20 protein-coding genes and 1 riboswitch are annotated in these 20,363 nt (G+C 69.3%); of the genes, 8 read left to right on the forward strand and 12 right to left on the reverse strand.

Going from position 1 to position 20,363, the window contains the following annotated elements:
- Window positions 1-19 precede the first annotated feature (19 nt).
- Complete coding sequence (locus ACIRC0_RS18570) at window positions 20-472, reverse strand: GNAT family N-acetyltransferase (RefSeq protein WP_403617209.1); 453 nt, start codon at window positions 470-472, stop codon at window positions 20-22.
- Window positions 473-525: 53 nt separating this feature from the next.
- Window positions 526-984 carry a MarR family winged helix-turn-helix transcriptional regulator gene (locus tag ACIRC0_RS18575; protein WP_200421661.1) on the reverse strand — a complete coding sequence of 153 codons (459 nt, stop codon included), beginning with the start codon at window positions 982-984 and terminating at the stop codon, window positions 526-528.
- A gap of 139 nt (window positions 985-1,123) precedes the next feature.
- On the opposite strand from ACIRC0_RS18575, the gene ACIRC0_RS18580 reads away from it, so the two are divergent.
- On the forward strand, window positions 1,124-2,332 hold the full coding sequence (locus ACIRC0_RS18580; protein WP_403617210.1) for an MFS transporter: 1,209 nt from the start codon (window positions 1,124-1,126) through the stop codon (window positions 2,330-2,332).
- A gap of 67 nt (window positions 2,333-2,399) precedes the next feature.
- Here ACIRC0_RS18580 and ACIRC0_RS18585 read toward each other — a convergent pair whose 3' ends face one another.
- From ACIRC0_RS18585 to ACIRC0_RS18610, 6 genes are all read right to left on the reverse strand, one after another.
- Window positions 2,400-3,266, reverse strand: a complete 867-nt coding sequence (locus ACIRC0_RS18585) for a GNAT family N-acetyltransferase (protein ID WP_403617211.1) — start codon at window positions 3,264-3,266, stop codon at window positions 2,400-2,402.
- Between the two features lie 132 nt (window positions 3,267-3,398).
- Window positions 3,399-3,881, reverse strand: coding sequence for an NUDIX domain-containing protein (locus ACIRC0_RS18590; RefSeq protein WP_200421664.1), 483 nt, complete (start codon window positions 3,879-3,881; stop codon window positions 3,399-3,401).
- Window positions 3,882-4,038: 157 nt separating this feature from the next.
- Window positions 4,039-4,944, reverse strand: coding sequence for a LysR family transcriptional regulator (locus ACIRC0_RS18595; RefSeq protein WP_403617212.1), 906 nt, complete (start codon window positions 4,942-4,944; stop codon window positions 4,039-4,041).
- A gap of 259 nt (window positions 4,945-5,203) precedes the next feature.
- Window positions 5,204-6,358, reverse strand: a complete 1,155-nt coding sequence (locus tag ACIRC0_RS18600; protein ID WP_403617213.1) for a cystathionine gamma-lyase — start codon at window positions 6,356-6,358, stop codon at window positions 5,204-5,206.
- The gene (locus ACIRC0_RS18605) at window positions 6,355-6,846 is read right to left on the reverse strand and encodes a low molecular weight protein-tyrosine-phosphatase (RefSeq protein WP_403617214.1); all 492 of its coding nucleotides are present in this window, start codon (window positions 6,844-6,846) and stop codon (window positions 6,355-6,357) included. Before ACIRC0_RS18605 ends, ACIRC0_RS18600 begins: the two co-directional genes overlap by 4 nt.
- Window positions 6,847-6,855: 9 nt before the next feature.
- Complete coding sequence (locus ACIRC0_RS18610) at window positions 6,856-7,236, reverse strand: phage holin family protein (protein WP_403617215.1); 381 nt, start codon at window positions 7,234-7,236, stop codon at window positions 6,856-6,858.
- A gap of 59 nt (window positions 7,237-7,295) precedes the next feature.
- Here ACIRC0_RS18610 and ACIRC0_RS18615 point away from each other — a divergent pair, with 59 nt between their 5' ends.
- The 4 genes from ACIRC0_RS18615 (at window position 7,296) to ACIRC0_RS18630 (ending at window position 9,634) form a co-directional block, all read left to right on the forward strand.
- A complete protein-coding gene (locus tag ACIRC0_RS18615; protein ID WP_103837260.1) occupies window positions 7,296-7,613 on the forward strand; it encodes a cupin domain-containing protein in 318 nt (105 codons plus the stop codon).
- A gap of 180 nt (window positions 7,614-7,793) precedes the next feature.
- Window positions 7,794-8,006, forward strand: a complete 213-nt coding sequence (locus ACIRC0_RS18620; RefSeq protein WP_403617216.1) for a DUF5326 family protein — start codon at window positions 7,794-7,796, stop codon at window positions 8,004-8,006.
- A 239-nt stretch (window positions 8,007-8,245) separates the two neighbouring features.
- A complete protein-coding gene (locus tag ACIRC0_RS18625) occupies window positions 8,246-9,097 on the forward strand; it encodes an IclR family transcriptional regulator (RefSeq protein WP_403617217.1) in 852 nt (283 codons plus the stop codon).
- Window positions 9,098-9,196: 99 nt separating this feature from the next.
- Window positions 9,197-9,634 (forward strand): SsgA family sporulation/cell division regulator, encoded by a 438-nt coding sequence (locus ACIRC0_RS18630; protein WP_059127372.1) that lies wholly within the window; start codon window positions 9,197-9,199, stop codon window positions 9,632-9,634.
- Between the two features lie 97 nt (window positions 9,635-9,731).
- Here ACIRC0_RS18630 and ACIRC0_RS18635 read toward each other — a convergent pair whose 3' ends face one another.
- Entirely contained in the window at window positions 9,732-11,171 is a 1,440-nt protein-coding gene (locus ACIRC0_RS18635; protein WP_403617218.1) for a YibE/F family protein, read from the reverse strand.
- Window positions 11,172-11,242: 71 nt separating this feature from the next.
- Window positions 11,243-11,399, forward strand: a riboswitch (TPP riboswitch).
- Between ACIRC0_RS18635 and thiC the strand changes: the two genes are divergently transcribed.
- Complete coding sequence (gene thiC, locus ACIRC0_RS18640; RefSeq protein WP_403617219.1) at window positions 11,392-13,176, forward strand: phosphomethylpyrimidine synthase ThiC; 1,785 nt, start codon at window positions 11,392-11,394, stop codon at window positions 13,174-13,176. Its footprint overlaps the riboswitch before it by 8 nt.
- Window positions 13,177-13,414: 238 nt before the next feature.
- Here the strand turns inward: thiC and ACIRC0_RS18645 are convergent, their stop codons facing one another.
- From ACIRC0_RS18645 to ACIRC0_RS18655, 3 genes are all read right to left on the reverse strand, one after another.
- Window positions 13,415-14,281 carry a hypothetical protein gene (locus ACIRC0_RS18645; RefSeq protein WP_403617220.1) on the reverse strand — a complete coding sequence of 289 codons (867 nt, stop codon included), beginning with the start codon at window positions 14,279-14,281 and terminating at the stop codon, window positions 13,415-13,417.
- A gap of 193 nt (window positions 14,282-14,474) precedes the next feature.
- On the reverse strand, window positions 14,475-15,584 hold the full coding sequence (locus ACIRC0_RS18650; protein WP_403617221.1) for a metallophosphoesterase: 1,110 nt from the start codon (window positions 15,582-15,584) through the stop codon (window positions 14,475-14,477).
- Window positions 15,585-15,811: 227 nt separating this feature from the next.
- Window positions 15,812-16,924, reverse strand: a complete 1,113-nt coding sequence (locus tag ACIRC0_RS18655; RefSeq protein ID WP_403617222.1) for a LacI family DNA-binding transcriptional regulator — start codon at window positions 16,922-16,924, stop codon at window positions 15,812-15,814.
- A 571-nt stretch (window positions 16,925-17,495) separates the two neighbouring features.
- Here ACIRC0_RS18655 and hisC point away from each other — a divergent pair.
- Both hisC and ACIRC0_RS18665 read left to right on the forward strand, forming a co-directional pair.
- Window positions 17,496-18,575, forward strand: coding sequence for a histidinol-phosphate transaminase (gene hisC, locus ACIRC0_RS18660; protein WP_403617223.1), 1,080 nt, complete (start codon window positions 17,496-17,498; stop codon window positions 18,573-18,575).
- A gap of 259 nt (window positions 18,576-18,834) precedes the next feature.
- Window positions 18,835-20,343, forward strand: a complete 1,509-nt coding sequence (locus ACIRC0_RS18665) for a cytochrome ubiquinol oxidase subunit I (RefSeq protein ID WP_403617224.1) — start codon at window positions 18,835-18,837, stop codon at window positions 20,341-20,343.
- Window positions 20,344-20,363: the final 20 nt, after the last annotated feature.

A 20,363-nucleotide genomic window follows, 5' to 3' on the forward strand; every position in this document is an offset into this window, starting at 1 on the left:
CCTTCACCGGTGAGCGGTGTCAGAGCTGCCGTTTGAAGCCCACGTGCGACGCCTGGAAGCCGAGGCGTTCGTAGAAACGGTGGGCGTCGGTGCGGGTGGCGTCGGAGGTCAGCTGGACCAACTGGCAGTCCTCGCGCCGGGATTCATCGATCGCCCATTCAATGAGTTGCGTTCCCAGGCCGCTGCCGCGTTCGTCGGCATGGATGCGGACGCCCTCGATGATGGAGCGGGTGGCGCCCATGCGGGACAGTCCGGGAATGATGGTGAGCTGGAGGGTGCCCACCACCCGGCCGTCGCGTACGGCGACCACGAGGTGTTGGTTCGGGTCGCTGCTCACCCGCTTCAGGGCGTTCAGGTAGGGCGTCAGGTCGTCCGGTGATTCCCGCTGGGCGCCGAGCGGGTCGTCGGCGAGCATGGCGACGATCGCGGGGACGTCGCCCGCGACGGCGGGCCGTATGTCGAGTTCTCCCATGCCCGCACCCTAGGGCCGCTTCGAACGTGCCGGGGGGCCGGGAGCGGATGGCGCTAGGCCGGCACGTCCAAGGACTCGACGACGCGGACCAGTGGTGCCAGTTCCGGCTTCTTCGCCGCCTCGGCGAGGGCTTCGCGGAGAGCGGCGTTGTTGGTGGGGCGGGCCTCTTCCAGGAGCTTGAGGCCGGCTTCGGTGACGTTGGTGTAGATGCCGCGGCGGTCGGTGGGGCAGAGATACCGCGAGAGCAGACCGCGGTCCTCGAGTCTGGTCACCAGTCGGGTCGTGGCGCTCTGGCTGAGGACGACCGCGTCGGCGACCTGCTTCATCTGCAGGTGTCCTCCCTCGCCGTCGTGCTGACGGCTGAGTACATCCAGCAAGGAGTACTCCCGCACGCTCAGCCCGTGTTTGGCCTGGAGCGCGCGTTCGAGGTGGGCCTCGATCCTCCCGTGCAGCAGGGAGAGGGCACACCAGCCCTGGGCGAGGGCGGTGAGCGCGGGGTCCGTCGCTGACATGGCGTTGTCCTCCATCCCGGAGCAGCTCACCACCAGGGTAGAGCACGGTCGCAATAGACGGCGTTTGCATATATAGCGCGTCTGCAATTATTGTCGAAGCGCGCAAGATGCTCACGCAAACATTGGGAAGGTGTCCCCCATGCCCCTCGCGCTTCTGGCCCTCGCCATCGGAGCCTTCGGGATCGGAACCACAGAGTTCGTGATCATGGGTGTGTTGCCCGAGGTCGCGAGCGATTTCGGCGTCTCCATCCCTACCGCCGGGCTCCTCGTGACCGGCTATGCCCTGGGAGTGATGTTCGGCGCTCCGATCATGACGGCGCTCGGTACCAAGGTGCCCCGCAAGCGGATGCTGATGCTTCTGATGGGCCTGTTCGTCGTGGGCAATCTGCTGTCCGCCGTCGCCCCGGCCTTCGGACTGATGCTGGTGGGCCGGGTGGTGGCTTCCCTGGCCCACGGCGCGTTCTTCGGTATCGGCTCGGTGGTCGCCGCCGATCTGGTGGTACCGGAGAAGAAGGCCGGCGCCATCTCCATGATGTTCAGCGGTCTGACGATCGCCAACGTCGTCGGTGTCCCGCTCGGCACACTCGTCGGACAGTCCGCAGGCTGGCGGGTCACCTTCACGCTGGTCGCCGTGCTCGGCGTGGTCGGGCTGCTGGGGGTCGCGAAGCTCGTGCCCGAGATGCCGAGGCCGGAGGGCGTGCATCTGCGCCACGAACTGGCCGCCTTCAAGAACGCGCAGGTGCTGCTCGCGATGGCGATGACCGTGCTCGGCTTCGGCGGTGTGTTCGCGGCCATCACCTATATCGCGCCGATGATGACGCATGTCACCGGCTTCGCCGACAGCTCGGTCACCTGGCTGCTCGTGCTCTTCGGCCTCGGCATGGTCGGCGGCAACCTCATCGGCGGCAAGTACGCGGACCGGGCCCTGATGCCGATGCTGTACGTGTCACTGGGCGGTCTCGCCCTCGTGCTCGCGCTGTTCACCGTCACCGCGCACACCAAGACGCTCGCCGCGGTCACGATCGTGCTGATCGGCGCCCTCGGGTTCGCAACCGTGCCGCCCCTGCAGAAGCGGGTGCTGGACCACGCGCACGGCGCTCCCACCCTCGCCTCCGCCGCGAACATCGGTGCCTTCAACCTCGGCAACGCCCTGTCGGCCTGGCTCGGTGGCCTGGTCATCGCCGCCGGACTCGGCTACACCGCCCCCAACTGGGTCGGCGCCGTCCTCGCCGTGTCCGCCCTGCTGCTGGCCTTCCTCTCCGCCGCGCTGGAGCGCCGGGAGACGGCCTCGAGCAGGGTCGTGGCGGGCGTCGCGCCCGGCGAACGGCGCACCGCAGTGCGGCACTGAGTGGCTCTGCGAACGCGACGCGTGCCCCCACGCACCCGGGAGCCCGCGTCGCGCCGTGCGGCTGTGCTCAGCCCGCCGCCACCGTCAGCGGGGCGAAACGCCGGGTCCAGTCGCCGGGCAGGTCCGGGATGCCGTACGTCATGACCGCGTTGACGCCCGCCGAGGCGAGACCCCGCTCCTTCAACCAGGCCAGCAGGCCCTCGTGCCGTACATCGACATCCGTGCGCAGCGGGCGGTCGGTGTGCGCGGCCAAGGAGGCGACGAGTGCCTTCGCCGTCTCGGTGTCGCGGGCGATGAGGGGACCCACGACCTGGGTGTTCATGTTGGGCCAGGCAGCCGCGTACCCGATGATCCGCCCCTTCTCCTCTGCGACCCGCAACTGGTCGGCGAAGGCGGGCAACCGCGTGATCATGTGCGTGCGGTCGGTGCCGAACACCTCCTCGTCGAGCCGGACAAGGGTGGCGAGATCCTCCGCGGTGGCCGGACGGGTGGAGACGGTAGGGGGCGGTCCGCCGGCCGTGAAGTGGCCATGCACCATCTCGGAGCTGCCGATGGCCTTGAAGCCCAGCTCCTCGTACAGGGGGCGACCGTACGGGGTCGCGTACAGCGTGAGCGGGGCGGTGCCCGATTCCGCGACCACATGCCGCATCAGCCGGCGGCCGACGCCCTGGCGCGCGTGCCGCTCGGCGACGAGCACCATGCCGATGGCGCAGAGGTCGGGGCGGTAGCTGGACCCGTACTCGGTGACGACACACGCGGTCACGAGACCACCCTCGGGATCGTCGATGCCGTATCCCTTCCCGGCGGCCAGGAGCAGGCCCCACTTGTGTTCCTCGCGGGGCCAGCCCCGGTCCTGGGACAAGTCGGCGCAGGCATGGAGGTCGCGGGGGGTCAGACGGCGGATGGGCAGAGCGGCGAGGGCAGGTGTCGACACGCTGGTCAGGCTGTCCGACATGGACCACCGGCGTCCACTGGTTTGAGGCGTAACACACATGCTTTTGGCCATGTCTCACCCGACCGCACGGCCCAGGGCCAGACGTTTCACGTGAAACGTCAGCCCGGGCTCTCAGCCCAGGTCTGGCGCATGCATGGCGCGTACGCCCTCGATGTTCCCGTCCAGGTAGTGCCGCAGCGACAGCGGGACGAGGTGGACCGAGGCGATGCCCACGCGGGTGAACGGCACCCGCACGACCTCGTACTCCCCGGCCGGCTCCTCCACCTCGGGACCGTGCCGAAGGCGCTCGTCCATCGACTCCAGACGGCAGACGAAGAAGTGCTGAACCTTCACGCCGGTCGGGCCGCCGCCTTCGCCGATGTGCTCCACCGTGTCCACGAAGCAGGGCACCACATCGGTGATCTTGGCACCGAGTTCCTCGTCGACTTCCCTGTGCAGCGCGTCGATGACGGTCGTGTCGGACGGCTCGACCCCGCCACCCGGAGTGACCCAGTAGGGATCCACGCCGGGCTTGGTTCGCTTGATCAGGATCAGATCGTCACCATCCAGCAGGATGGCGCGGGCGGTGCGCTTGACCACGGGGCGAACGGTCATGGGAGAAATGTGGCCCAGCATGTTCCACGTGAAACATCGCCCGCCCCACATCGCACCCCATCCCGGGTGAACACCGGGCGATGCACACGGTGGGCGGCCGAAGCCTTCGCCGGACCCGGTCACCGTCGCCCGCATCTTCGTCACGAAGGGTAGTCATTCAGCACCAGTCGGCCGCAGCCCGCAGCAGCCACTCATGGGCCCGGGCTATGGGCGGCATGGCAAGCGTCCCGGTGCGGACCACGAGGAAATAGGTCCGCAGCGGCGGAACCGCAGGTTCGTGCAGGGCCACCACCTCACCCCGCTCCAGTGCCGAGGCGCACAGGTAGCGCGGCAGTACGGCGAGCCCGGCACCGGTTGCGGCGCAGCTGAGCACGGCGCGCAGATCGGGGACGATGACCGTGCCGGCGGCGGCCGGGCGGGAGTCGAAGACGGAGGCCCAGTACCGGGAGACGAACGGCAGCGACTCGTGCACCTCGACCACCGGAAGATTCTCCAGCGCGTGGGCACCCTTGCGGCGCAGCCTGCCGGGCCCGATGCGGGACGCCCACCGCGGGGCGGCGACCAGGACATGTTCCTCGTCGCACAGCGGAGTCGCCGTGAGCAGCGCGCCACGCGGCCTGGCCGTGGTGATGGCCAGATCGTGGTGCCCGGCGGCGAGCCCTTCCAGTGTCTCGTCCACGGTCCCGAAGGAGGCGCGCAGGGCGAGCCCTTGGCCGTCGTCGCCGGTCAGTTCCGCCAGCGCGGGCAGGGCGCGCTCTGCGGTGAACTCCGGCGGCCCGGCGAGATGCAGGGTGCGCAGCGACACCTGCTCGTCGAGCCCGGTCTCGGCGATCTCCACCAGGGCGTCGAGATGGGGCGCGGCCTTGTGTGCGAGTTCGTCGCCGATGCTCGTGGGTGTCACCCCGCGAGCCTGCCGCAGGAACAGGGGGCGGCCCAGCTGCCGTTCCAGCGTGCGGATCTGGGAGGTGACCGCCGGCTGTGAGAGGCCGAGCAGCGCCGCGGCGCGGGTGAACGAGCCGGCCCGGTGCACGGTCACGAAGGTGCGCAGCAGGGCCAGATCCATGGTGCTCCCTCCGCTCCCCGCACCCCCGGACGCGCCCAACTATAAATAAGTCGATAGGTCTCTGTCGCTACTGTGATTGGACACTGACACAGAGTCAACTAGCCTTGTTCGCGCGGTTCTTTGCGCGCGGAACCGGGACGGTCCGAGCCATGAGGGGGGAGGCTCGGACCGTCCGTCGTACGTAGAACGGCATCCTTGACCGGCGGACCGGCTCCCCCGAGGTGCGTAGCCCAGGCGGTGACCGGCGGCCGGCACGTGGTCAGTGCGCCGACTCCTCCAGCGCACGGAGCACATCGGTCACCAGGTCCTCGGGATCCTCGGCGCCGACCGACAGCCGGATGAAGCCTTCCGGTACCGCGTCACCGCCCCAGCGTCCACGTCGCTCGGCGGTGGACCGCACCCCTCCGAAGCTCGTCGCGTCGTCGACGAGGCGCAGCGCATCCAGAAAACGCTCGGCACGCGCGCGTGTGGGCAACGCGAACGACACCACACAGCCGAAGCGCCGCATCTGCTGCGCGGCGACCTTGTGGGACGGATCGTCGGGCAGGCCGGGATACCGCAGCCCGGTCACCTCGGGTCGGCCGCGCAGCGCCTCGGCGACGGCGAGCGCGTTGGCAGTCTGCCGGTCGGCGCGCAGGTGGAGCGTGGCGAGCGACCGGTGCGCCAGCCAGGCCTCCATGGGACCTGGGATGGCGCCGACGATCTTGCGCCAGCGCCGCACGGAGGTCATCGGCCCGGCGTTCCGGGACGCCACGTATCCGAGCAGCAGGTCGCCGTGCCCGGTGAGCATCTTCGTGCCGCTGGCCACGGAGAAGTCGGCGCCCAGCTCCAGGGGCCGCTGGCCGAGCGGGGTCGCCAGGGTGTTGTCCACGGCGACGAGGGTGCCCTGCGCATGGGCCGCCTCGACGAGCCGTCGTACATCGCAGACGTCGAGTCCCGGGTTGGAGGGGGTCTCGATCCACAGCAGCCGTGCGCCGTCGAGGACGCCGAGCTGGGCGTCGCCGGCGGTCGGCGCGGTACGCACCTCGATGCCGTACGCCGTGAGCTGCTCGCGCACCAGCGGCAGCACCTGGTAGCCGTCCGAGGGCAGCACCACGGTGTCGCCCGCGCGCAGCTGGGAGAACAGGACGGCCGAGATCGCGGCCATGCCGGAGGCGAAGGTGAGGGTCTCCACGCCGTCCTCCCCGGGCGCCTCCAGCTCGCCGATCGCGCGCTCCAGACGGCTCCAGGTGGGGTTCTCGTCCCGCCCATAGGTGTACGGACCGGTCGGCTCGCCGGGCAGGTGGTAGTGCGCGGCGAAGACGGGACCCGGCAGGGTCGGCTCGTGCTTGACCGGCTCGGGCAGCCCCGCGCGGACCGCGCGCGTGCCGTCGCCGTACCCCGCGCCGGCCGTGCCGGCATCCCCTGAGCTCATGCTGCCCGTCCCTCCACCTTCTCGCGTACCGCGGCGAGCAGGCCGAGGCTCGCCGCCTCCACCATCTCAAGGCACTCCTCGAAGCCGTCCATCCCCCCGTAGTACGGGTCCGGTACGTCGGGATCGCCGTCGGCGGCCGGGTCGAAGGAGCGCAGGAGCCGCACCTTCGCCGCGTCCTCGGCGGTGGGCGCGAGGCGGCGCAGGGCCTTCAGGTGCCCGGAGTCCAGGGCGATCACCAGATCCAGGCGGGAGAACCAGGAGGGCTGGAACTGCCGTGCGACATGATCACTGTCGTAGCCGTTCTCCTCCAGGACGGCCACGGTACGCGGGTCGGCGCCGTCTCCCTCGTGCCAGCCGCCCGTGCCGGCGCTGTCGACCTCGACCCGGTCGTCGAGCCCGGCCTCCGCGACGCGGGCGCGGAAGACGGACTCTGCCATCGGGGAACGGCAGATGTTGCCGGTGCACACGAAACAGACGCGGTAGGTCATGCGGCTCACTCAGTCCTTGTCGTCGGGCAGCACGACGTGCAGGGCCCAGGAGACGATCGAGATGATCAGGCCGCCCAGGACGGCGGTCCAGAAGCCCTCGACATGGAAGCTCAGGTCCAGCTTGCCCGCCAGCCACGAGGTGAGCAGCAGCATCAGCGCGTTGACGACCAGGGTGATCAGCCCGAGCGTCAGGATGAACAGCGGGAAGGTCAGCACCTTCACGATCGGCTTGACCAGGAAGTTCACCAGGCCGAACAGCAGCGCCACGACGATGAGCGTGCCTATCTTCCGGCCGGTGCTCGTACCCGTGAGGGTGATCTTGTCCAGGAGCCAGACGGCGACGGCGAGGGCCCCCGCGTTGGCGATCGTCTTGACTACGAAATTCTTCATGTGTCTGATCGTGGCAGACCGGATCACAGGTGAGCACCGAGCAAGGGCGGACAAGGGCGATGAAGGCATTCCGGCTGGACGAACTGGAGGCGGAGCGCGCCGCCAACGAGGGTGCGTACCTGCAGTTCCTGCGGGAGCGGAACATGTCGGTCGGCCTGTACGCGCTCGACGCGGGCGACCTGGACCCGCAGAAGCCGCACCGGCAGGACGAGGTGTACTTCGTCGTCAGCGGACGCGCCTCGATCACCGTCGGCATGGAGACGACCCAGGTCGGGCGCGGCAGCGTCGTCTATGTGCCCGCCGGAGTCCCCCACAAGTTCCACCACATCACCGAGGACCTGAGGGTGCTGGTGGTGTTCTCTCCGCCCGAGAGCTGAGGCGCGTCTAGGGGTTCCCTCAGGGGAGGAATCAGGGGAGGACAAGGGATGCGAGACGCCCGCCGCTCCCCTCGGCGGCCCTAGCATCGAGGTCAGGACGTCGAAGGACCCGCGCGCCGTCGCCGGACGGGACGCGGGCCCGAAGACGCACACAGACGCCGAGAGACAAGGACAAGGGCGATGCGAGAGATCTTCGCGAGTTTGCCGTGGTGGGTGAAGTGGATCGCGGTGCCGGTCATCGCCCTGGTCGTCTTCGGCGGCGTGATCGCGTCCGTCATCGGCTTCGTGATCGGGCTGCTCTTCAAGGTGCTGCTCTTCGTCGCGCTGGTCGGCGGACTCATCTACGTCGTACGGAAGTTCATGTCGAGCTCCACATCCCGCGGAGACTGGTGAGTCGTCCGGAGCGCCGAGACGAAGGGCGCTTCACGGGGAGGCGCTCCGTGGGGGCGGGGGCTCAGCGGTAACAGGGAACAGGACGTTCCCTCGGGGGAGGGAAGTTTTCCCGGCGACGCCGTCGGAGCGCGGTGACGGACCGTTAAAGTCCGGAACTCGCGCGCGGCAGCCTCCGCGCGCGGCGCATCCCCTCTCGTGTCCCCGCACGGGAGGCCGCCCTCGCGCTCCGGGAGTGACCTTTGGCCACGGTTGGTACCGCATCCGCAGACTCAACCGCTCCGCCCGCACAGCGACGTGCCTCACCGGCGGAGGCACACCCCCGGCTGCCGCCCGCACAACCGACCTCCACCACCCTCATCGGATCCGTACAGCGCGCGATGCGCCTGCTCGAGGCCGTCGCCGGACGCCCGTACGGAGCCACCGCCAAACAACTGGCCCGCGAGGTCGGCCTGGCGCTCCCCACGGCCTACCACCTGCTGCGCACCCTGACTCATGAGGGCTACCTGCGCCGCGAGAAGGGCCTGTTCTTCCTCGGCGAGGCGGCCGAGCGGCTGAGCGCCGGCGCAGCCCAGCAGAAACGTCGCAGCATGGTGGACGACGCGCTCGCACAATGGCGTGATTCCATCGGTGTCCCCGTCTACTACGCGGTCTATCGCGAAGGCGAGATCGACGTCCTCGGCGTCGCCGACACCCCCGGCAACCCGGCGGTGGAGGAGTGGGCCGACTTCCGGGAGACCGGGCACGCCCATGCGATCGGCCAGTGCCTGCTGTCCCAGCTCGACGACGACGCCCGCCGAGACCACCTCGACCGCTACCCCGTTCGGGCGATCACGCAGTACACCGTCCATGACGAGCGCGTGTTCCTCCGGCGACTGGATCGCCTGCAACGCGCAGAACCCGTGATCGAGCGGCAGGAGTACGCGCTCGGGACGGTGTGTGCCGCGATTCCCCTGACCGTGGGGTCGACGGCCGCGACGATGGCGATCTCCCTGCCGTCCTGTGAGGCCGATCGGCTGCTGCCGGTGGCACGCCGACTTCAGGAGGAGATCGGACGGATGCTCGGGACACTCGCCCTCTCTATCAGCATCTGAAAACTCACTCCTTGTGATCTGCCATGTACGTTAAGCAAACTTCCAGCAGGTGTCAGGGGATGCTTCCTGGCCAGTCCACGGCTACTGACGGGGTAGACGATGCGCGAGTCGGTACAGGCAGAGGTGATGATGAGCTTTCTCGTCTCGGAGGAGCTCTCGTTCCGCATTCCGGTGGAGCTGTGTTACGAGACCTGTGATCCCTATGCCGTGCGGCTGACCTTCCACTTGCCCGGGGACGCGCCCGTGACCTGGGCGTTCGGTCGCGAGCTGCTGGTCGACGGAGTGGGCCGGCCGTGCGGCGACGGAGATGTGCACATCGCGCCCGCCGAGCCGGACACCTTCGGCGATGTGCTGATCCGGCTCCAGGTGGGTGCGGACCGGGCCTTGTTCCGGTCCGGGGCGGTTCCGCTGGTCGCGTTCCTGGACCGTACGGACAAGCTGGTGCCGCTCGGTCAGGAGGGTTCCCTCGCCGACTTCGACGCACATCTCGACGAGGCGCTGGACCGGATCCTGGCCGAGGAGCAGAGCGCGGGCTGAGTCCGTGCTTCGTGCTGTAACGGTTCCTCGCGGAGCCGTGCGGGGCGCGGTGGGTGCCGTAACGCTTCTGCGGTGCCTCCCCGCGGCTTGGGGCGCCTCAGTGCCTGCGGCGCCGCCCGCGCCCACCGCGGGCCGGTACGGCGGCCGGAGCGGCGGAGCGGTCGGAGCGGTCGGCGGAGACCACCAGGGCGGCCAGTGCCGTGGTCACCGGCACCGACGCGACCAGGCCGATCGAACCGACGAGCGTGCGCACGATCTCCTCCGCGACCAGCTCGCTGTCGGCGACGGTGACCACGCTGCTCTGCGCGATCGAGAACAGCAGCAACAGCGGCAGAGCGGCACCCGCGTACGCCAGGACGAGCGTGTTGACGACCGACGCGATGTGGTCGCGGCCGATGCGGATACCCGCACGGTACAGACCACGCCAGCCCATCGACGGGTTCGCTTCGTGGAGCTCCCAGACCGCCGACGTCTGCGTCACCGTCACATCGTCGAGGACGCCGAGCGAGCCGATGATCACGCCTGCCAGCAGCAGGCCGCTCATGTCGATACCCGGGTACAGGCCGTGGATCAGGCCGGTGTTGTCGTCGGTGTTGCCGGTCAGCGCTGCCCAGCCGATGAACAGGGAGCCCAGCACACCGATCAGGGACAGGGAGATGAGCGTGCCGAGCACCGCCACCGAGGTGCGTGCCGAGAGCCCGTGGCACATGTAGAGGGCGATCAGCATGATGGCACTGGACCCGACCACGGCCACGAGCAGCGGGTTCGAGCCCTGCAGGATCGCCGGCAGGATGAACAGGCTCAGCACCAGGAAGCTGACGGCCAGGGCGATGAGCGCCATCACGCCGCGCATCCGGCCCACGACCACCACGGCGATGGCGAAGATGCCGGCCAGCAGGGCCATGGGGAGCTTGCGGTTCACATCCGCCACCGAGTACTGCAGGTCCCTGGGGGCGGACGGTTCGTACGCGACAACGACCTTCTCGCCCTGATGCAACTGCCGTGACTGGTCGGGCTGGACGATCTCCGTGAACGTCCGGCCCTGGTCCTTGCCCGTGTCGACGCGCACCGTCGCCTTCTTGCACGTGCCGGTCGACTGCTGCTGGGCCGAGGAGCCCTCGGCCGTGGAGGTGTCGCCGGTCGGGGTGTCACCCGAGGCGTTCACGGACTTGCAGTCCACCTCCACCACCCTGGTGACCGTGGCCTGCTGGGTCTGCCGGTCGAATCCCACGCCGGTGCGCTTGTGCGACGGCACCCCGCCGGGCCACAGCACGACGAGACCGACCACCACGGCTGCCGTGAAGGGGATGAGGATCGCGGCGATCACTCTGCGCAGGTGCCGCGACACGGGGGCCGCCGGGCCATGGCTGTGGCTGTGCGAGTGGCCGTGCCCACTCGGTCCGTGCCCGCCGGGCGCTCCCTGCCCGTGCTCGCCGCTCGGTCCATGGCCATGTGCGTCGCCCGGGTCGTGGCCGTGGCCGTGGCCATGAGGCGGGTCGGGCGGCGGGTACGGGGGCGGATGCTGTGTCGTGGTCACCGAGGCATCATCGCAAGAAGGCGTGAGGCCCACTGTTCAGCTCGCGCAAAGAGACGCTAGCGTGGGGGGACCTTTGCACACGCGGGAGCTCGGAGCACCGGGCTGAGAGGGCGCTGACCTCCGCAGACGCGATGTTTCACGTGGAACATCGGCGGGCGGAAACCGCTGCGTCGACCGCTGAACCTGTTACCGGGTAATGCCGGCGTAGGGAGTAGGTCTCATGACCAACAAGGACGTACGCACGCCTGCCTCCGTTCAAGGCGAACAGTCCCAGGAGGCCGGACAGTCCATCGGCTGGCACAAGGCATACATCGAGGGCTCACGCCCCGACCTGAGGGTGCCGGTCCGTCGGGTGCACCTCACCAACGGGCAGTCGGTCACGCTGTACGACACCTCCGGCCCGTACACCGATCCACTCGTCCAGACCGACGTCCGCAGGGGTCTGACCCCGTTGCGGGAGAACTGGATCACCGCCCGCGGCGACACCGAGGAGTACGCGGGCCGTCCCGTCCGCCCCGAGGACGACGGCATCAAGCACACCTCGCCGCGGGGCGGACTGCGCAACCTCGACGCGGTGTTCCCGGGGCGGCCGCGTCAGCCGCGCCGCAGCCGCGACGGCAAGGCGGTGACGCAACTGGCGTACGCACGCCGCGGGGAGATCACACCGGAGATGGAGTTCGTCGCCCTCCGGGAGAACGTGTCCCCGGAGGTGGTACGCGAGGAGATCGCGGCAGGCCGTGCGGTCCTCCCGGCCAACGTCAACCACCCCGAGATCGAGCCGATGATCATCGGCAAGCGGTTCCTGGTGAAGGTCAACGCCAACATCGGCAACTCCGCCGTGACCTCCTCCATCGAGGAGGAGGTCGAGAAGATGACCTGGGCGACCCGCTGGGGCGCCGACACGGTCATGGACCTGTCCACCGGCCGCAACATTCACACCACGCGCGAGTGGGTGCTGCGCAACTCCCCCGTGCCGATCGGCACGGTGCCGCTCTATCAGGCCCTCGAGAAGGTCGACGGGAAGGCCGAGGAACTGACCTGGGAGATCTACAAGGACACGGTCATCGAGCAGGCCGAGCAGGGCGTGGACTACATGACGGTGCACGCGGGGGTGCGTCTGCCGTACGTACCGCTGACCGCGAACCGCAAGACCGGCATCGTCTCGCGTGGCGGTTCGATCATGGCGGCGTGGTGCCTCGCCCACCACAAGGAGTCGTTCCTGTATGAGAATTTCGAAGAATTGTGCGAAATCCTCGCGGCCTACGACGTCACGTACTCGCTGGGCGACGGCCTCAGGCCCGGCTCCATCGCGGACGCCAACGACGAGGCACAGTTCGCGGAACTGCGCACGCTCGGGGAACTCGGCCGCATCGCCAGGCGTTTCAACGTACAGACCATGATCGAGGGCCCGGGACACGTCCCGATGCACAAGATCAAGGAGAACATCGACCTTCAGCAGGAGATCTGCGACGAAGCTCCGTTCTACACGCTCGGGCCGCTGACGACGGACATCGCGCCTGCGTACGACCACATCACCTCCGGCATCGGCGCCGCGATGATCGCCTGGTGGGGCACGGCCATGCTCTGCTACGTCACCCCCAAGGAGCACTTGGGCCTGCCCAACCGCGACGACGTCAAGGCCGGTGTGATCACCTACAAGATCGCCGCCCATGCGGCCGACCTCGCCAAGGGGCATCCGGGTGCGCAGGCGTGGGACGACGCGCTGTCCGACGCGCGCTTCGAGTTCCGCTGGGAGGACCAGTTCAACCTGGCCCTCGACCCGGACACGGCCCGCGACTTCCACGACGAGACCCTCCCGGCGGAGCCGGCCAAGACGGCCCACTTCTGCTCGATGTGCGGTCCGAAGTTCTGCTCGATGAAGATCTCCCAGGACATCCGCCGCGAACATGGCGGTAGCCGGGAGGAGATCGAGGAGGGCATGGCCCAGAAGTCGAAGGAGTTCGCGGAGGCGGGGAACAGGGTGTACCTGCCGATCGCCGACTGACACGGGGCCGAGCGGGGCGCTGACCCGGGACGCCACAGAGGCTGTTGCGGGGCAGCGTCTTGTCCTCGCCCTCGCAGGGGTCGACGCCGTGCAGGGCGCGGGACGGCCCGCGCCGAGTGAGAAGTGCGGGCCCGGCTTGGGTGGAGCAGTCCGGGCCCACATCTTCGGGTGACGGTCCGATGGTGGGCGTTCCGGCTGGGGACTCGTGTGGACCCGGCCGGTCGTCGGCCGGGGCCCGTCACTCCGGCTTGTGCTCCGGCCCCCCGAAGTCCGGGCTGGTGAAGTCGGGGCTGGTGAAGCTGGGGCGCGTGCCGGTGGCCGGGCCGCTGTCGGGGCTGCTGAACCCCGGACGGTCGTAGCCGAGGTGCGGGATGCGGCCGGCGGCCGCCTCCGGTGCCTTCCGGGTCATCGCGGCCGTGCCCGGGTCGCTGAGCGCCTCACGGAGGAACGGCAGGATGCCGCGTTCCAGCAGCGCCTGGTGCCAGGCGTCCCTGGCCCGGGACACCTCCGTCGTCAACGTGCCCGACGCGGCCGCCTCCTGTCCCGAGGAGCTGTTGCGCAGGGCGGTGAGCAGCAGGCCGATCGCGGCGACCATGATCGACGCCGCGGTCACCGCGCCGAAGACCCACCCGGTGGTCAGGAGCGTCCGGGCGAACGCCTGATCGGGATTGACCATCTTGAGGATGTACCCCACGAGCAGGAAGATCGCGGCGGCGGCACCCGCGAGGAAGGGGGCGAGGACCGCGATGACGGCACCGGTCCCGGCGCTCGCGGCGGCCTCTCCCACGGTGGCCGCGAGCCCCAGGGCGTCCAGGTCCGCCTCCGGGGAACCGGGGGTGCTGTCCTGGACGATCGGGGTGGACGGCGCCGGCCGGCGCAGTTCCTCGCGGACCATCACGTAGTGCTGGTACTCGGTGGCCGCCGCCGCGGTGATGAGGGCGGTGGCGTTCAGCGCCATGGTGCGCAACTGTTCGGGGTTCAGCCGCTGACCAACAGCGGCCAGATCCGGGCGGTGTGGTGCGGAGCGCAGCGCCTCATCGAGGACCCGCTCGTAGTCCTGGCGGTCCTCGCTCAGCAGGTGCTGCGGAACGCTGTTCATGTGCATCCCCCGATGCTCCGTAGGGCTTGGGGCTCGGCATGCTGACGAGCCGTCGGGCAGAAACGGAGGGGAGCCTGCTACGGATAAGCCGATGGTAGAGCGGTGACGGCGCGCGGTGACAGGGGGTTTCCGGAAAATGGCCCCGGCCTGCGCTCCTCTGCGCGGTCCTCCGTCGGGGGGATGTCTGTCCGCCAAACGGTCAGATATCCAGGGGCAGTTGCTGGACCAGCAGCTTTCCGGCCATGGTCACGCCGCCGTCCATCGCGATCGCCAGTCCGTCCGCGTAGATGTGCGGCCCCTCGACCACCGGACCCGTGCCGTCCTCGGCTTCCTCCGAGCCGACTTCTCCGAGGAGGTAGGGAATGGGGCTGTGGCCGTGGACGATGCGCCTGCCGCCGTAGGTGTCCAGCAGGGACCGTACGGCGTCGGCGCCGCCCTCGTCGCGGAAGGAGAAGCGCTTGGTGAACTTGCGGAAGAGGTCCCACACCTCGTCCGCGTCGTTGCGGGTGAGCGTCTCGCGGATGGTGTCGTTGACCGCCTCGATGGAGTCGCCGTAGTCGAGGTAGGCGGTGGTGTCCGAGTGGACCAGCAGGTGCCCGTCGACCTCCTCGACCGCGTCGAGGCGGGCCATCCACTGCAGGTGGTGGTCCTGCAGGCGGTCCATGTCGGTCTTCTGGCCGCCGTTGAGCAGCCAGGCCGCCTGGAAGGTCGCCGTGCCCGCGCCGGAGTTGACCGGCGTGTCGCCGAAGCGCTTGGCGCCGAGCAGCAGCAGCTCGTGGTTGCCCATGAGCGCCTTGCAGTAGCCGCCGGCCGCGGCCGCCTCCGCGGACAGCCGCATCACCAGGTCGATGACGCCGATTCCGTCGGGCCCGCGGTCGGTGAAGTCGCCGAGGAACCACAGCCGCGCCGTGCCCGCGCACCAGTTCCCCTGGGCGTCGATGAGGCCCTTCTCCTGGAGCGCCGCCACGAGCTGGTCGAGATAGCCGTGCACGTCCCCGACGACGAACAGCGGACCGGGACCCTCCGCGGGCTGCGGGGCGGGCGCGGACGTGGGAGCGACGTTCGCCTGGAGAGCGTCACCGCGGTCGACGACCGGGAGGTCCCGTTCGGTGGGCGTGTAGGCGTCGGAGTAGCCATGGGGGTAGGTCTCCGGGGCGGCGACGGGGCCGGTGACCTGGTCGTGGGGCGTGCTCTGCGCGTACGGACCGGCCTCGTGGACGTACGCGGGCACCCGGAAGTCGCGCAGCGTCGCCGTCCGCTCCACCTCGGGTCCCTGACCGGCCCCCTGAGTCATCGACCCCTCCACCATCGCGCCGCATCTGCACCGCATCGGACTGCCTGGTCGCAGCGGCCCGCGGTGTCGTGGGCCCATCATAGGAATGCGGATCGCGCCATGTGATGACCCAGGGGTGGTGAATCGGGGAAGCCCTCCAGTTCACCGCGGCATTCGCCCTAAATGGGCGGGGGTTTCCGCCGGTGTCCCGGCGGTCGGTCGCCCGCGGGCGACTGTTGCGTCACACGCGGGCCCCGTGCGGGCTATCTCTGCTCGGGTGACCGGGGCGGGCTGACCGTGGTGCGGGGCGGGCGTCGCTCGGACGACGTACGCACGATCAGTTCGGTCGGTATCACCTGCTCTACCGGCTGCTCCGGCTGGACACCCTCGATGGCGTCGATGAGGAGCTGGACCACCGCGGTGCCGATCCGGCGGGGTTTGAGGGAGAGCGTGGTGACGGGAGGCTCGGTGTTGGCGTACACGGCGGACTCGCTGCAGCACACGAGCAGCAGGTCGTCGGGGACGCGCAGGCCGTAGCGGCGGGCCGCGGCGAGCAGATCGGTGCCGTTCGGGTCGAAGAGCCCGTAGACCGCGTCGGGGCGGTCCGGACGGGCCAGCAGCCGGTCGGCGGCGACGGCGCCCGCGCACGGGTCGTGTGCCGGGTAGGCCTCGTAGACCGGGTCCTGTCCGACGCGCTCGCACCAGTTGAGGTACGCGGTCGTGGACAGGTGCGTGTACGTGTCCGTCGTGGTGCCGGTCAGCAGCCCGATGCGGCGGGCGCCCGCCTCCGCCAGATGGTCGAGGATGCCGAGGACGGCGGCCTCGTGGTCGTTGTCGACCCAGGCGGTGACCGGCAGCGAGCCGGCCGGGCGGCCGTCGGAGACGACCGGTAACCCCTGCCGGACCAGCTCGGTGACCACGGGGTCCTGGTCGGAGGGGTCGATGACGACCGTGCCGTCAAGGGCGACGTTCGACCACACGTCGTGGCGCGAGGTGGCGGGCAGGATGACCAGGGCGTATCCCCGGGCGAGCGCGGCGGAGGTGGCGGCCCTGGCCATCTCCGCGAAGTACGCGAATTCGGTGAAGGTGAAAGGTTCATCCCCGTACGTCGTCACGGTCAGGCCGATGAGGCCCGACTTGCCGGTACGGAGGGTGCGGGCCGCGGCCGACGGGCGGTAGCCCAGCCTGTCGGCGACCTCGCGGACGTGGCGTCGGGTGGCGTCCGGCAGCCGGCCCTTGCCGTTGAGGGCGTCGGAGACGGTCGTGATGGAGACCCCGGCGGCGGCGGCCACGTCTCTGATGCCCGCCCGGCCCGGCCGGCTGCCTCGGCGGGAGGTCTCCGCCCGGCTCACCTGGTGCTTCCCTGCTGCTGTCATGGCGAGCCGATAGTAGGGCTCATGTGGTGGGGTAGTGCGGACGCATATGCACCCGTTGACAGGTACGTTTCTGCATGATCAAAAACACTCAAGTACCTTGGAATGCAAGGGACTCGAACGATCTAAGGTCAATAGATGGCGCGACGGCCCGCATGGGCCTGTCGAGGTGGCCATATTGCGAAGAGGTCTCAACTCACCTTCACGGGGGATGCGCGCCACGGCGTGAGCCACCGGCGCGTGCGACAGGGGGCGACGCGCCCCCGGATTCACGCGCCTTCGCGCAGTGACGCGCGCGGGGTCGTACGGCGATCTGTCCGGGTTGGTACGGCCATCCGTCCGGATCCGTGGCCACTCGCCCGCATCTGCACGGCCACCCGCCCCGCATCCATGCGGTCACCCGCCCGCATCCGTACGGACACCAGCCCGGCCACCGGCCTGTCCGTGCCGTGATCCACACGGGACGGAGCGGTTGTCCACAGCCCATTCGCAGTGGCCCCGAATCCTCATAAGGTGAGAAGCATTGGACGCCGGTGGCGGTCACGAGCCGGTGGTGTGCGCGAGGAGGACTGCGGTGAGCGAGACGAGCCCGAGGCTGCGTGCCGAGCTGGAGGATATCCCCACCTACAAGCCCGGCAAGCCTGCCGCGGCCGGCGGCCCGGTGGCCTACAAGCTGTCCTCGAACGAGAATCCCTACCCCCCGCTGCCGGGCGTTTTGGAGACGGTGACCACGGCGGCCGCGTCCTTCAACCGCTACCCGGACATGGCGTGCACGGGCCTGATGAGCGAGCTGTCGGAGCGCTTCGGGGTGCCCCAGTCGCACCTCGCGACCGGGACGGGCTCGGTCGGTGTGGCACAGCAGCTGCTGCAGGCCACGAGCGGCCCGGGCGACGAGGTGATCTACGCCTGGCGGTCCTTCGAGGCGTACCCGATCATCACCCGCATCAGTGGTGCCACATCGGTGCAGGTGCCGCTGACCGAGGGCGACGTGCACGACCTGGACGCGATGGCCGACGCGATCACCGACCGGACCCGGCTGATCTTCGTCTGCAACCCGAACAACCCGACGGGCACCGTCGTGCGCCGGGAGGAGCTGGAGCGCTTCCTGGACCGTGTGCCGGGCGATGTGCTGGTGGTGCTCGACGAGGCGTACCGCGAGTTCGTCCGCGACGTCCAGGTGCCGGACGGCATCCAGCTCTACCGCAAGCGGCCGAACGTGTGCGTGCTGCGCACCTTCTCCAAGGCGTACGGCCTCGCCGGGCTGCGCGTCGGCTTCGCGGTCGCGCAGGAGCCGGTGGCCGCGGCGCTGCGCAAGACGGCGGTGCCGTTCGGTGTCAGCCAGCTGGCGCAGGAGGCGGCGATCGCCTCGCTGCGCGCGGAGGACGAGCTGCTCGGCCGGGTCGGCTCGCTGGTGTGCGAGCGCACGCGCGTGGTGGACGCGCTGCGCGCCCAGGGCTGGACGGTGCCCGAGACGCAGGCGAACTTCGTGTGGCTGCGGCTGGGGGAGCGCACGGTGGACTTCGCGGCCGCCTGTGAGCAGGCCGGTGTGGTCGTGCGGCCCTTCCCGGGCGAGGGGGTGCGCGTGACGATCGGCGAGGCCGAGGCGAACGACATCTTCATGAAGGTCGCGGAGGGCTTCCACAAGGAGCTCTAGACCCCGTCTTTCGGATCAGCCCGGCGGAGTCCTCCCGGGTCCCGCGCGAGGGGCGTGGGACCCGGACCGGCGCGGATTGTGCCAGATGCCGAACAGTCCCCGCTTAGGGACCCCCCACCCCTCCGCCTTGCGACCACCATGCGCCATAATTGCTTGTGAATGTGAACGCGTTCACAAGCGGGCCCGATTGTTCCCATGATGAGTGGGGCAAACAGGGCAGACTGCCGCGTGACCACGGCGACGTAAGGAGAAGGACGACGTGGACATAGCTTTGGCGCCGGAGACCCTGGCGCGATGGCAGTTCGGCATCACCACCGTCTACCACTTCCTGTTCGTCCCGCTCACGATCTCGCTCGCCGCGCTGACGGCCGGCCTGCAGACCGCGTGGGTACGGACGGAGAAGGAGAGGTACCTCAGGGCGACGAAGTTCTGGGGCAAGCTCTTCCTGATCAATATCGCGATGGGTGTCGTGACCGGCATCGTCCAGGAGTTCCAGTTCGGCATGAACTGGTCCGCCTACTCCCGCTTCGTGGGCGATGTCTTCGGTGCCCCGCTCGCGTTCGAAGCCCTCATCGCCTTCTTCTTCGAGTCCACCTTCATCGGGCTGTGGATCTTCGGTTGGGACAAGCTGCCGAAGAAGCTCCACCTGGCCTGCATATGGATGGTCTCCATCGGCACGATCCTGTCGGCGTACTTCATCCTCGCGGCCAACTCCTGGATGCAGCACCCCGTCGGCTACCGGATCAACAAGGTGAAGGGCCGCGCCGAACTCACCGACTTCTGGCACGTCCTGACCCAGAACACCGCGCTCGCGCAGGTCTTCCACACCCTGTCCGCGTCCTTCCTCACCGGCGGCGCCTTCATGGTCGGTATCGCCGCCTACCACCTGCTCCGCAAGAAGCACGTCCCCGTGATGAAGAGCTCGCTGCGGCTCGGACTGGTCACCGTCGTCATCGCCGGCCTGCTCACCGCGGTCAGCGGTGACGTCCTCGGCAAGGTCATGTTCAAGCAGCAGCCGATGAAGATGGCCGCCGCCGAGGCCCTGTGGGACGGGCAGAACTCGGCGCCGTTCTCGATCTTCGCGTACGGCGACGTCAGCAAGGGCCACAACTCCGTCGAACTGTCCGTTCCCGGCCTGCTGTCCTTCCTGGCCGACGACGACTTCACCTCGTACGTCCCCGGCATCAACGACACCAACAAGGCCGAACAGCAGAAGTACGGCCCCGGCGACTACCGCCCCATCATCCCCGTCACCTTCTGGGGCTTCCGCTGGATGATCGGCTTCGGCATGGCGTCCTTCGCCATCGGCCTTGCCGGGCTCTGGCTGACCCGCAAGAAGTTCCTGCTGCCGCAGCATCTGCGGGTCGGTGAGGACGAGGTGCCGCATCTGGTCCTGTTCAGGAACAAGGCACTCGGCCCGACACTCACCACCTGGTACTGGCGCATCGCGATCTGGACCCTCGCCTTCCCGCTCATCGCCAACTCCTGGGGCTGGATCTTCACCGAGATGGGCCGTCAGCCGTGGGTCGTCTACGGCGTGCTGCGCACCCGTGACGCCGTCTCCCCCGGTGTCTCCCAGGGCGAGGTCATCACGTCGATGACCGTGTTCACCGTGCTCTACGCGATCCTCGCCGTCGTCGAGGTGAAGCTGCTGACGAAGTACGTCAAGGCCGGACCGCCCGAGCTCACCGAGTCCGATCTCAACCCGCCCACCAGGCTCGGCGGCGACTCCAGGGACGCCGAAAAGCCGATGGCCTTCTCGTACTAGGCCCAGGGAGCGCTCACACC

This window comes from Streptomyces sp. NPDC093984, assembly GCF_044764595.1.
Lineage (GTDB): Bacteria > Actinomycetota > Actinomycetes > Streptomycetales > Streptomycetaceae > Streptomyces > Streptomyces cynarae.

Coding starts and splice junctions, on each gene's coding strand:
- ACIRC0_RS18645 (WP_403617220.1), bottom strand. CDS start 14,281: ATGCACATGAACAGCGTTCCGCAGCACCTGCTGAGCGAGGACCGCCAG.
- ACIRC0_RS18590 (WP_200421664.1), bottom strand. CDS start 3,881: ATGACCGTTCGCCCCGTGGTCAAGCGCACCGCCCGCGCCATCCTGCTG.
- ACIRC0_RS18600 (WP_403617213.1), bottom strand. CDS start 6,358: ATGAGCTCAGGGGATGCCGGCACGGCCGGCGCGGGGTACGGCGACGGC.
- ACIRC0_RS18595 (WP_403617212.1), bottom strand. CDS start 4,944: ATGGATCTGGCCCTGCTGCGCACCTTCGTGACCGTGCACCGGGCCGGC.
- ACIRC0_RS18630 (WP_059127372.1), top strand. CDS start 9,197: ATGCGCGAGTCGGTACAGGCAGAGGTGATGATGAGCTTTCTCGTCTCG.
- ACIRC0_RS18570 (WP_403617209.1), bottom strand. CDS start 472: ATGGGAGAACTCGACATACGGCCCGCCGTCGCGGGCGACGTCCCCGCG.
- thiC (WP_403617219.1), top strand. CDS start 11,392: ATGACCAACAAGGACGTACGCACGCCTGCCTCCGTTCAAGGCGAACAG.
- ACIRC0_RS18605 (WP_403617214.1), bottom strand. CDS start 6,846: ATGACCTACCGCGTCTGTTTCGTGTGCACCGGCAACATCTGCCGTTCC.
- ACIRC0_RS18610 (WP_403617215.1), bottom strand. CDS start 7,236: ATGAAGAATTTCGTAGTCAAGACGATCGCCAACGCGGGGGCCCTCGCC.
- ACIRC0_RS18655 (WP_403617222.1), bottom strand. CDS start 16,924: ATGACAGCAGCAGGGAAGCACCAGGTGAGCCGGGCGGAGACCTCCCGC.
- ACIRC0_RS18620 (WP_403617216.1), top strand. CDS start 7,794: ATGCGAGAGATCTTCGCGAGTTTGCCGTGGTGGGTGAAGTGGATCGCG.
- ACIRC0_RS18575 (WP_200421661.1), bottom strand. CDS start 984: ATGTCAGCGACGGACCCCGCGCTCACCGCCCTCGCCCAGGGCTGGTGT.
- ACIRC0_RS18580 (WP_403617210.1), top strand. CDS start 1,124: ATGCCCCTCGCGCTTCTGGCCCTCGCCATCGGAGCCTTCGGGATCGGA.
- ACIRC0_RS18650 (WP_403617221.1), bottom strand. CDS start 15,584: ATGGTGGAGGGGTCGATGACTCAGGGGGCCGGTCAGGGACCCGAGGTG.
- ACIRC0_RS18615 (WP_103837260.1), top strand. CDS start 7,296: ATGAAGGCATTCCGGCTGGACGAACTGGAGGCGGAGCGCGCCGCCAAC.